At 34.2% G+C, this 12,551-nt stretch carries 11 protein-coding genes; 3 read left to right on the forward strand and 8 right to left on the reverse strand.

Annotated features, from left to right (window positions below; genetic code table 11):
• Window positions 1-46 precede the first annotated feature (46 nt).
• Window positions 47-976, reverse strand: a complete 930-nt coding sequence (dsdC, locus tag J3U63_RS01020) for a DNA-binding transcriptional regulator DsdC (RefSeq protein WP_267333142.1) — start codon at window positions 974-976, stop codon at window positions 47-49.
• A gap of 218 nt (window positions 977-1,194) precedes the next feature.
• Here dsdC and dsdX point away from each other — a divergent pair, with 218 nt between their 5' ends.
• The 3 genes from dsdX (at window position 1,195) to J3U63_RS01035 (ending at window position 4,381) form a co-directional block, all read left to right on the forward strand.
• Entirely contained in the window at window positions 1,195-2,532 is a 1,338-nt protein-coding gene (gene dsdX / locus J3U63_RS01025) for a D-serine transporter DsdX (protein ID WP_267343805.1), read from the forward strand.
• Window positions 2,533-3,295: 763 nt separating this feature from the next.
• Window positions 3,296-3,790, forward strand: coding sequence for a hypothetical protein (locus J3U63_RS01030; RefSeq protein ID WP_267333144.1), 495 nt, complete (start codon window positions 3,296-3,298; stop codon window positions 3,788-3,790).
• Window positions 3,791-3,925: 135 nt separating this feature from the next.
• On the forward strand, window positions 3,926-4,381 hold the full coding sequence (locus J3U63_RS01035) for a hypothetical protein (RefSeq protein ID WP_267370209.1): 456 nt from the start codon (window positions 3,926-3,928) through the stop codon (window positions 4,379-4,381).
• Between the two features lie 95 nt (window positions 4,382-4,476).
• Here J3U63_RS01035 and amtB read toward each other — a convergent pair whose 3' ends face one another.
• The 7 genes from amtB to uvrB form a co-directional block, all read right to left on the reverse strand.
• Entirely contained in the window at window positions 4,477-5,757 is a 1,281-nt protein-coding gene (amtB, locus tag J3U63_RS01040; protein ID WP_065798592.1) for an ammonium transporter AmtB, read from the reverse strand.
• 18 nt (window positions 5,758-5,775) lie between these two features.
• On the reverse strand, window positions 5,776-6,114 hold the full coding sequence (gene glnK, locus J3U63_RS01045) for a P-II family nitrogen regulator (protein WP_065634965.1): 339 nt from the start codon (window positions 6,112-6,114) through the stop codon (window positions 5,776-5,778).
• 418 nt (window positions 6,115-6,532) lie between these two features.
• Window positions 6,533-8,020 (reverse strand): dGTPase, encoded by a 1,488-nt coding sequence (gene dgt / locus J3U63_RS01050; protein WP_267343803.1) that lies wholly within the window; start codon window positions 8,018-8,020, stop codon window positions 6,533-6,535.
• 29 nt (window positions 8,021-8,049) lie between these two features.
• A complete protein-coding gene (gene purK / locus J3U63_RS01055) occupies window positions 8,050-9,126 on the reverse strand; it encodes a 5-(carboxyamino)imidazole ribonucleotide synthase (protein WP_267370210.1) in 1,077 nt (358 codons plus the stop codon).
• Window position 9,127: 1 nt separating this feature from the next.
• The gene (gene purE / locus J3U63_RS01060; protein ID WP_267333148.1) at window positions 9,128-9,628 is read right to left on the reverse strand and encodes a 5-(carboxyamino)imidazole ribonucleotide mutase; all 501 of its coding nucleotides are present in this window, start codon (window positions 9,626-9,628) and stop codon (window positions 9,128-9,130) included.
• Window positions 9,629-9,842: 214 nt separating this feature from the next.
• Complete coding sequence (locus J3U63_RS01065) at window positions 9,843-10,193, reverse strand: RidA family protein (RefSeq protein ID WP_267343801.1); 351 nt, start codon at window positions 10,191-10,193, stop codon at window positions 9,843-9,845.
• Window positions 10,194-10,219: 26 nt separating this feature from the next.
• Entirely contained in the window at window positions 10,220-12,223 is a 2,004-nt protein-coding gene (uvrB, locus tag J3U63_RS01070; RefSeq protein WP_267333150.1) for an excinuclease ABC subunit UvrB, read from the reverse strand.
• Window positions 12,224-12,551 lie beyond the last annotated feature (328 nt).

Genomic DNA, 12,551 nt, shown 5'->3' on the forward strand with positions numbered 1-12,551 from the left:
ACTAAAGGGAAGCCTAAACGCTGACCTTTAGCCTAGCATTACTTTATTAAACTAGGCTTTTTAGCCATTTTATAAAGATATCTGCTTTGGGGTTATATTTGGCTTGCGCTCGTAAGATGTAATAGCGCTGTTTACATAACATTTCCATTTCAGGAAAAGGTGTAATAAGCTCACCCGATTCAAGTAACTTGCCGATTAATTTCCGTCGACCCATAGCAACACCACCATGATTAATAGCGGCAGTAGTTGCAAGATCAGAACGATCAAAATCGATTTTGGGTATATCATTAAAATCAAAGGGTAAAGAATAATGATTAGCCCACCCCATCCATTCATCACAATTAGAATCATATTCCCATGCTTGACTATCGTGCAATATTGTACAGTTAGATAGTCTTTCAACGTTATTATATAAGTTATGTTTTTTTGCATAAAAGTCACTACAAACAGGAATGATTGTTTCGGACATTAAAAAATCGTAATTGAGCTCTTCGTACAGTAATGCATCATAATAAATAGCAAGATCGATTCGATGACGACTAAAATTTGTAACTTCATTTCCAGATAAAATATTTAAAGTAATATAGGGATAGTGACGTGCAAAGTCAGGTAATTTTGGTACTAGCCAACCTTGTGCAAATGACGGTCTAGCATAAATTGTCAATATTCCAGAAATTTCTTGATTTGAAATTTCTAAAATTTCTTGATTCAAATTTCTTAGTGATTTTCGAACCACATCAAATAAATGTTTACCATCATGAGTAAGTTCAATTCTTCGGTGAAACCGTTTAAATAGCTTAAAACCAAGTTCTTGCTCTAATTTTTGAATTTGATGACTCACCGCGCTTGGACTGATACACAGCTCTTCAGCAGATAAAGAAAAGGAAAGATGACGAGCAGCCGATTCAAAAGTATATAATTTCGCTAACTGATAACGATTAATCAAGCGATTTTTTGTTAGAAAATTATCATACATCAGCGATTCTCCTTCACCTTGTTTTAAACAACGTAAATATCTATTTTATAAAATCAAACTTTGCAGCTTTATAGCAAAACTAACTTTAATGTTAAACTTCGATTTAAATCACATTTTTGAATGAATTTAATTCATGTTAAGTTGTTTTTTTATCATTTGTCAAATACCTAATAAAAACATTTAATAGGTTAAATTTTAACTAACTTAAAAATCAAAACATGAACTCACAGCTTTGGGTTATGGCAGTATTAATGAGTAGTTTAATTGTCATTGTGATATCAATTGTAAAAGTTAAACTACATCCATTTTTAGCCTTGTTACTTGCAAGTTTTTATGTAGGGGTATTAATGGCTATGCCTCCACTTGAAATACTTAGTGCAATTGAAGCTGGAATGGGTAGTACCTTAGGTTTTTTAGCTATAGTAATTGGATTAGGATCCATTTTAGGTAAAATGATGGAAATTTCTGGTGCATCTGAAACTATAGGGTTGATGTTACACAAATGCCGGTTACTTCCGCCACAAATAATGATAGTGTTAATTGGACTAATTTGTGGCATTACCTTATTTGTTGAAGTCGGTGTAGTATTATTCATTCCATTTGCCTTTTCCATTGCTAAAAAAACAAATTCATCACTTTTAACAATTGTTATACCACTATGCTCTGCATTGATGGCCGTTCATTGTATTGTTCCCCCTCATCCGGCAGCATTGTTTGTGACCAATGCGCTTGGTGCAGATATTGGCAGTATAATTTTTTATGGTTTAGTAGTTGCTCTATTAGCATCACTAGTTAGTGGGCCTCTTTTTTTAAAAATCATTAAAAATAATATTCCATTTAAGCCTGTACCTGAAACATTTTCCCAACCAAACAATAAGAATGAAAATGAATTACCGTCATTATTGCCCACTTTGACTATTATTTTGTTACCTATCATTTTAATGTTAATAAAAACAGCCACAGAATTAACAATCGATAAAAATTCAATTTTTTATGCCGTGTTCGAATTTATTGGCACCCCAATTACAGCTATGCTTATAGGTATTTTTGTCGCCTATTATGTCTTAGGTATTCGCCAAAAAATGCGAATGTCAGATTTATTAATAAAAACAGAATGTGGCTTTTCTTCAATCGCTAATATCTTGTTGATTATTGGTGCGGGTGGCGCATTTAATGGCGTGTTAAAAAGTAGTGGTTTGAGTGATGGATTAGCGGGTATTTTATCACAGCTAAATATGCACCCTATTTTATTAGCGTGGTTAGTTGCCATTATATTACATGCTGCAGTGGGCTCTGCAACGGTTGCCATGATGGGAGCAACAGCCATTGTATCACCTATGTTGCCACTTTATCCTGATATTAGTCCTGAAATCATAACGTTAGCGATCGGTTCGGGCGCTATTGGTTGTACAATTGTAACAGATTCACTTTTTTGGCTTGTAAAGCAATATTGTGGCGCTACATTAACTGAAATGTTCAAATATTATACATCCAGCTCTTTTATTGCTTCATTAGTCGCTTTAGGATGTACATTTTTATTATCGTATATTGTTTAATATACAACAACATGGATTGGATTTATGATTGCTAAAAGTCTCACAAATACATTGCAATACATTTTTTTACTGATTAAAATTGTAAAATTCCAAGTAAAAAAGTGGTTTCAGAAAAATATTACTAGCATAAAACAAATTTTAAGTTATAATAGTGAAACTTCGATTAGGAATCGACTTATTAAATATAAAGGATTAATTAACCATCTCTTAATTAATGTATTAAGAATTACTATTAAAGTTAAGCTTAATATTTACCCCAAATTTGTTGAAAAACATAAAGTCAAAGATTTATATAGTAATCAACACCAATCTAACATCATAAATAGTTTATTTAAAAAACAACTTGTTAAATTTACAGAATGTAATTTTCTCTTGCTTGATGACGATTATAAAATGAATTTTTTTGATCTTATCATGCTATCTCAATTCAATTGGTATTTATTCATAGTTCTACTTGATATAGAAAAATGGAACAACCACATTAAATTAACATTCTGTAAAAGAATACTATTTTACATTCTATACAACATTAATTTACTAGTGAGAATAAAAAGAGAAAACAAAATTTTAGTCTAAATCGAAATATCAAAAAGCATAAAACATGAAACATTAAAAGGAGATAAAAGTAATAATCAGCGCTTTTAGTTGTTTTTTATACTAAAACGTTATGTTTACCTCAAGTTTTTTTGCGATAGAGTAACAGTCGTTTTTTAATGTTCTACAGATCGTTATCTTATTGTCCTAAAAAAAGGAAGTTATAGAAATGAAGACACATAAAAAACCATTATTTACCTTAGTACAAAGTGATAAATTATTACCTCAAAAAAATACCTTAAGTGATTTAGATTCTAAATTAAATTATCCTGAAAACATAAATAAAATTATTGCATTACATGTTAAGGAGCTTAAGTTACACCATGGCGAATATAAAGATAATGAATACAATAGTAAAGCTAAGATCGAGAATAATCGAGAAATGCGTTTTATATTTCCTGAGATGTTCGAATCAGAGCATCATAAAAGACAAATAAGCCTTTTGAAAGAGGAATTAGCCTTTGCTAAAGAATCGAATAAAGTTAAAGAATTATTAAGCATGCGGTTAAAACAAATGGCAAAAATTTATCCACACGTGCAATTGGATTTAAATGATATTACTGTTATGCCTAATAAAATTAAAAAATACCTATTCGCGCCACCGTTAATCTTAACACAAGATAATGCAATTATGCTTTGGGAAGATGGGAATTACTCTGATTAAAAGTATTGATAAATGAATCAATAATAGAAATATGTCATCAATTTTTGCAAAAGAATTGATGACATTGAGTAAAACTATTTTTAGAATAAAAACAATAATTTTTATTATTCAAGAATATAGGTTGTGAATTAATAAATGACATCGAATAAAAAACCGTTATTTACTTTAGCATCTTTTAATGAGTCAATTCCTGAAAAAAAGCAATTAACAGATAAAGATTCAGTTTTAGATTATCCGGATCAAAAAGATGAAATTATTGCGTTACGTTTTGAAGCATTGAAACAACGTCATTCAAAATATCAAAAGTATGTTTTAGAAGATGTTTTTAAGGATATCGATGCTTTCCAGTTTATTTATCGTGAAGCATTCAATGAACCTGATTTAGAAACGTTAAAAAATCAACAAGATTTAGAATGTGAGAGGATCAATCAAATATTATCAAGCAGAATAGCAGAACTTAGCCAATCAAATCCTGATCTTAAGCTTGATTTGAATGACTTAAATGCATTACCAGATACCATTAAAGAATATCTGTTTTCACCATCGTTAATCCTTACGCAAGATAATGCAATTATGCTTTGGGATGACTAAAAGACATTCACATAATTAATATAAGCAAAAAATCTACAGTGTTAATTTCACTGTAGATTTTTTTTATAATTAAATTAGTTATATTTGTTTAAGAATTAATTGTTAAATGCGCTTTCACCGTGGCTATTAATATCTAGACCTTCACGTTCATGTTCTTCTGACACACGTAAGCCAACACAAATATCTGCAATCTTATACGAGATAAAAGCAACAACAGCCGTCCAAATAATGCAGGTTATTACACTCATTAACTGTATACCAATTTGACTTGCCATGCTGGTACCTTCTGTATAACCAATGCCGCCGAGTGATTCTGAAGCAAAAATACCAGTCAATAGACAACCTACAATACCGCAAACACCATGTACGCCAAATACATCACAAGTATCGTCTATTTTAAGAATTCTTTTTAGCGAAGATACGCCCCAAACCCCTGCAAAGCCACAAATCAAACCAATCAACAGAGCACCACCAACACCAACAAAACCCGCTGCCGGTGTTATTCCAACTAATCCCGCGATGATGCCTGATGCGGCACCTAAACATGATGGTTTACCTCGTAAAACCCACTCAGCAATAGACCATGCTAAAACTGCTGCTGCCGTTGCTGCCACGGTATTAATAAAAGCAAGCCCAGCAATTTGGTCAGCGTGAGTTGAAGACCCAGCATTAAAGCCAAACCACCCAATATATAAAATAGCAGCACCGATATAAACATAAGGCAGATTGAAAGGTTTTAACGGTTCACGATTAAAGCCTATCCGATTTTTTAGTAAATACGCCCCCATTAAACCTGCAACGGCTGCATTGATGTGAACAACAGTTCCTCCGGCAAAATCTAACGCACCTTCATCACCTAAGATGCCTCCACCCCATACCATATGGGCCATTGGAATATAAGAGAAGGTAAACCATAACACCATAAAAATTAATACCGCTGAAAAACGCGTACGTTCAGCAAATGCACCTGGAATTAAACAACAAGTAATACAGGCAAAAGATCCCTGAAACGCAACCCAAATCAATTCATAAATCGATCCTGATACATCTGTAATATTAATACCAATTAATAAAAAGTGTTCAAAGTTACCAAAAAACCAGTTTCCTTCACCAAATGCCAGTGTATAACCATAAATTATCCATAATACCGCAATAAGTGAAAAGGTGACTAATATCTGCGATAACATTGATAAGACATTTTTAGCACGTAATAATCCACCATAGAACAAAGCAATGCCAGGCACCGACATAAAAAGAACTAGAGCTGTACAAATCATCATAAAACCGTTATCAGCATTATCGGCGACGGTTGCTTCTTGAGCAATTGCTGAGCTTGAAAGCGCTAAGCCCAAAGGTAAAATAAATTTTTTCAACATAATGATATCCTTTTATAATTATAATGCTGACTCATCCGTTTCACCGGTACGAATCCTAACCACATGTTCAAGTGGCGTCACAAAGATTTTGCCATCGCCTATTTTGCCGGTATAAGCCGCTTTAGTAATAGTATTAATCACTTCATCAAGCTGTTCGTCACTGATTGCTAAATCAATTTTTACTTTAGGTAAGAAGTTGACATTATATTCAGCACCACGATAAAGTTCGGCATGCCCTTTTTGACGCCCGAATCCTTTAACTTCAGTTACGGTTAATCCCGTAATGCCAATATTGGATAATGATTCTCTCACTTCTTCTAATTTGAAAGGTTTAATAACAACAGTCACTAATTTCATCAATTGCTCCTCATTAATAGGGTGGATAACCGAACTTATGCAAAACTTATGCAAAGCTTATGCCAGAAATTTCAATTTGTAGTTTTTGACTATATTTATTAATAAGAATAACGATGTAATTCATAGTGTTAATGTCAATTGATAGGAATAAAAATGTTAAATCAAACCGAAAACAAGTTAACTCAATGAGCAAAATCAAATAATAAAGTGTCATCAATACTCACTCTCTGGCCAAAACATTAACGACACCAACTCTCATTTCAACCATTTTGTTTATTAAAGAGGGTGAGCAATATAATTAGAGGTGTTTGGATATGTTGATACTAATACTGTGATTATCGATAGCGTTTGAAAATTAATGCACTATTGTAGTGCTTATGCTTTTTTTTGGTGCTAATACTTTGATCAATTAACTAAATTAGAATGTGACCATCAATTTACGATATTCATCGTAAGCAAAATGATCTGTCATGCCACTAATGTAATCTTGAATTAAACGACAACGGTAATAAAATTCCCAACAATCAAAAGCCGGCTGATTTTTATCAAGTTTGCTAATAACTTGTTGGTAAGCATCACAATGTTTATGGGATAGTTTATGATATAGTCGGGTTTCTATTGGGTATTTTTTGTGGTTGCCTGTCGTCGATAATTTAATAAAATCCTCAACCGGCATCGCAAGTAATGGGCTATAAATATCGAGCAAACCGGTAATAATTCGATGACCTTGTAGTTCAAGATTTTCAACTGATTCATGATTGAAGACATGTTCAAAACCAACAGTTTTAAAAATATTGAGGAGTTTGTATTCAGCGTCGTGATCTTCAAGCAATGCATGATTAAATGAGCCATGATAAATGGCTTCAATATTTTCAATAAAACGTTCTGCGGCATGGGGAACAAGTTTATTGATAGTATTGACTCGCAAATACATAAAAAACTCATCGATACCAATAGCGGTAGACTCAATTTGCTTAAAATTATCAAAAGGCCGATTGATCACTTCATCAAATAAATCACCTGTTTTAACTGGTCCCCACGCTTGTTTTAAATATTGATAAAGTTGTTGTACAGTAAAGATTTTCTTTTCAACGGCATCTTCAAGATCGGCTATGCAATATGAGATATCATCAGCCGCTTCCATAATGTAGGTTAGCGGGTAACGATGAAAAGGTTTTATATCAAGTTGTTGATATAATTCATTGATAAAGGGCTCTTCCGATAAGTAAAAACCGGGTTTTTTCATTAAATAAGCAAATTCAGTCGGTACAGCATGATTCCAATAAGCGGGTTTTGAATATTTAACAATTGAGGCGATTTGAGAATAAGTTAAATTAAGACGTAAAATCGTATGAACTAAACGAATAGCTTGCGCATTCCCTTCAAAATTGGACAAATCTTGGCGGATTTTTTGTTTTAATTCAGCAAGTAACTCATCATCTTGTTTGTTTATTTCAAGAATACTGTAGCTGCAAGGTTTATCAAGACCTAGTCGTAAAGTAAACCACTGATTAATTGCCGATTCACCAAAATGACCAAAAGGGGGATTACCTATATCATGCATTAAGCACGCCATTTCAACTAAACTTTCAATCGACATAATCGATTTATCCAGACCAAACGCCTTTAATTGTCCTGCTTTTATTAAACGATTAACAATTTCTTTAACAATATAGCGCCCAACTTGTTGAACTTCCATTGAATGCGTCAAACGGCTTCTGACAACTGAATTACGTTCAAGGGGGAACACTTGAGTCTTTTGCTGTAAGCGCCTTATAGCTGCAGAATTGATAATTCGTCCACGATCACTTTCGAAACAGCGTAAAACTGAATATTCATCTGTTAAACTGTCATATTGTTTACTAGCATAACGTTGGTAATTAATTTTTTTGCTAAAGTTGACCATGGCGCTACCCTTTTCGTTCAACGAAGCTATCACGACTCAAATTGCTGTTTTGCCCAACAAATAGCTGGATGATATTCAACAGGCAACATAGGTAACAATTTATCTAATGAATCGATCAATGTTGATATTTGATGGTGAGTTAAATTTAAGTGACCCACTTTACGACCAGTTCTCACTTCTTTTTCGTACCAATGTAAATGGACTAAATCAATTGATAACCAATCATAATTTAACTCAGTTCCAATCAGATTAACCATGACAGAAGGCGCAAAAACATTCGGCTTTGGTATTGGTAATCCCAAGATTGCCCGTAAATGAAGCTCAAATTGGCTTATTGAAGCGCCATTTTGGGTCCAGTGACCACTGTTATGGACTCTTGGTGCTAATTCATTGATTAATAGATTTTCACCGACAACAAAACACTCCATTGCCATTACACCGACATAATTGAGCTTTTGCATGATAGCAGATAACATTTTTTCAGCTTTGGCTTGTAATACAGACATTTTATCGGGTAAAGCAATACTCATTCTTAAAATACCATCTTGATGTAAATTATGCGTCAATGGGTAAAAAACGGTTTCACCTTTCGCATTGCGAGCACCAATCAATGATAATTCGTTATCGAATGCAATTGCCTGTTCTACAATCGCTTGTTCATAGATATCTTCAGGTACGTCAATATCGTCATCAATCGCTATACGCCATTGACCTCGACCATCATAACCACCAGTACGACGTTTAACAATTAACAATTGACCTAACTGTTGAAAGAGCGTTGGCCAATCTTGTCTATTTTTCAATAAAAACCATTTAGCTGTGGGTAAATTAAGTTCATCTAATAGTTGTTTTTGACTCAAACGATCGGCAATAATCGGAAACACATCCCGATTAATAAAATGCCCATGCTGAGCTAAAATATGAGTAAAAGGCGTATCAGGCCAACGTTCAATTTCAGCAGTAATGACTGAATTTTGATAAGGAATCGTTGCTGGATCGACATCTAAACCAACAGGAAAAACATGGATACCTAATGGCTCGCCAGCTTGCTTTAACATTCGGCCTAATTGACCATTACCTAAAACACAAACTGATTTAGTTATCATATTATGCATCGACTCTTGGATCGGGGTTATTTAAAACTTCATCAGTTTGACTTAAACGCCAAGTTGATAATCGTTGATAGATGTCTTTATCATGTAAAGCCAGAATTTGCACAGCTAATAATGCAGCATTAGCAGCCCCAGCCTTACCAATCGCTAAGGTACCAACCGGAATACCTTTAGGCATTTGTACAATGGAATATAAGCTGTCAATACCATTTAGTGTGGCACTTTGTACGGGTACGCCTAATACGGGTACCAGTGTTTTCGCCGCTAGCATACCGGGTAAATGAGCAGCACCACCAGCACCAGCAATGATGACATCAAAACCTCGACGTTTAGCATCTTGAGCAAATTGAAACAATTTATCAGGCGTTCGATGGGCTGAAACTATTTCAACATGATAACTAACTGTAAGTGTATCGAGTATATCGGCAGCATGTTGCATTGTGCTCCAATCACTTTTCGATCCCATTACAATGGCAATTTTAGCTTGAGTATGCATAGCAAATTATATCAATAGATGAAATTTAAAGTTTTCAAAGTATACACTAAAATTTAGCAAATGGGATAATAATCAATATGTAAGATGACAAGAAAAACTAACTAGTAGTGATAATATTATTACTAAAATAAGCTAATAATATTACCATTTTAGTCTATCTAGAATAATCAAGTAATTATTCACCAACTATTATTGAGTTGTTTATTTTACAACATTAAACCTTCACTGCTGCAACGATTTTTATTTCGACTAAATACTCACTTTTCATTAATCCGGTATGGACTGTGCAGCGCACGGGAGCATCGCCGTGAGCAACCCATTCGTCCCACGCTTTATTCATAGCAGCAAAATCGCTTTTGTTTACCAAAAATAGAGTTGCATCTAAAATACGGGTTTTATCACTATTTGCTCTAGCTAAAATTTTGTCTATTTCAGCCAAAGCACTTTTGGTTTGTTCATAGGCATTATTAACTAAATTGCTTGGCACACTCGTGTAATAAATTACATTATTGTGAATAACCGCTTCAGACCAACGGTCTTGTGGATCGAGTCGAATAATTGTCATCATGTTTTCCTTTTTTGATGAGTTTTTTAAGAGACTTTAATAAAATCAGCACGTAATTTTTTTATTTCATCACGTAATACACCGGCTTTTTCAAACTCGAGATTTTGAGCAGCTTCGTACATCATGGCTTCAAGTTCTTTCACCCTTGCTTGAACTTCTTTTATAGAAACATAATGATAAGGTTTACCCGGTTCAAATGCTTGTACTTTAGCCGTTGATTTTTTTGTACTTAATCCTGCATCTAAAATATCTTTAATCTCTTTGCGTACTGATTTTGGTGTTATACCATGAGCTTGATTGAAATCTTCCTGTTTTTTACGACGACGAGCTGTTTCATCAATGGTTTTTTGCATAGCTGGCGTGATTTTATCAGCATACAATATGGCTTTACCATTTACATTTCGGGCTGCACGTCCAACTGTCTGAATGAGTGAACTTTCTGAACGCAAAAAGCCTTCTCGGTCCGCATCCAAAATAGCAATTAACGACACCTCAGGAATATCTAATCCTTCACGTAATAAGTTTATACCAACCAATACATCAACTTTACCTAAGCGTAAATCACGAATAATTTCCATCCGTTCAACCGTATTGATATCGGAATGTAAATATTTCACATTCACATTATGCTCGGATAAATAATCTGTTAAGTTTTCAGCCATACGTTTGGTTAGTGTTGTTACTAATACCCGCTCTTCGTTTTCCATTCGAATTTTAATTTCGGATAAAAGATCATCAACTTGAGTCGCGACAGGGCGAACTTCAATAATCGGATCTAATAAACCAGTCGGTCTCACTACTTGTTCAATAATTTCACCACCTGATTTTTCAATCTCGTATTTAGCTGGCGTTGCCGAAACATAAATAGTTTGTGGCATAATGTTTTCAAATTCCGTGAATTTCAATGGACGGTTATCCAGTGCTGACGGTAAACGAAATCCATACTCAACTAAATTTAATTTACGTGAACGGTCGCCATTATACATTGCACCAATTTGGGGTATTGCAACGTGTGATTCATCAATAAACAGTAAACCATCAGCAGGTAAGTAATCAAATAAGGTTGCAGGCGGATCACCGGGTTTACGCTGAGATAAAAAGCGGGAATAGTTTTCGATACCTGAACAGTACCCAAGTTCAGTCATCATTTCAATATCAAATAGTGTTCGCTGAGTTAAGCGCTGCTCTTCTAACAGGCGATTATTCTCTAACAATACTTTTTGCCGTTCTTTAAGTTCTTGCTTAATTTCAGCAATAGCGTTTTCCATAATGTTTCTTGGTGTAACATAATGGGTTTTTGGATAAATAGTAATCCGCGAGACATCATTAACACTACTGCCTGTTAAAGGATCAAACATAGTAATGCGTTCTACTTCATCATCAAACAGTTCAACTCGTACAGCTAACTCGTCTGAATCGGCAGGAAAAATATCAATCACATCACCTCTTACTCTAAACGTACCACGACTAAAACCCATTTCATTGCGAGTATATTGTAGTTCAGCCAATCTGGTTAAGATTGAGCGTTGATCGGTAATGGTGCCTTTAGTCAGGTGCAAAATCATCGCCATATAGGTCTCGGGCGCTCCCAAACCATAAATTGCTGATACCGATGCAACAATCACAACATCGCGTCGCTCCAATAGTGATTTAGTGGCCGAAAGGCGCATCTGTTCAATATGTTCATTGATCGACGCATCCTTCTCGATAAAAGTATCGGTTGATGGCACATAAGATTCAGGCTGATAATAATCATAATAAGAGACAAAATACTCAACCGCGTTTTCAGGAAAAAACGCTTTCATTTCACCATATAATTGGGCGGCTAACGTTTTATTTGGCGCCAAAATAATTGTTGGACGATTATGCTGAGCAATAACATTTGCCATAGTAAAGGTTTTACCCGACCCCGTTACACCTAATAATGTTTGATGGGCAATACCGTCATCAAGATTTTGACTTATTCGTCTAATGGCTTCAGGTTGATCGCCAGCAGGTTTAAATTCAGAACATAATTTAAATTTTTTCATTACTTGTGACCTAATATTTTACCTATTAATAAAAATTATCCCCAAAAAGACTTGACCTTTTAAAATCTTATATTTTTTGTTCAGTTAACTTAAAAACTCACCAAACACACCTTAAAAAGATAACTTGATTTAAGATAACTAATTGATTAATAATAAAATACAAATTCATGCTTAACTTGTAACCAAACCAAGCTAAAACCTGATGGTTATTGAAGTTTGAGCGTTTTTCAATAAACTATTCACAGAGTTATCCACAGGCATCGGGGATAACTCTCTAAGTATAACCGTTATAAACTTTTTTCAATAATCAAGTAAAAATTTCATGATT

Source organism: Gilliamella sp. B2838 (genome assembly GCF_026536185.1).
GTDB lineage: Bacteria > Pseudomonadota > Gammaproteobacteria > Enterobacterales > Orbaceae > Gilliamella.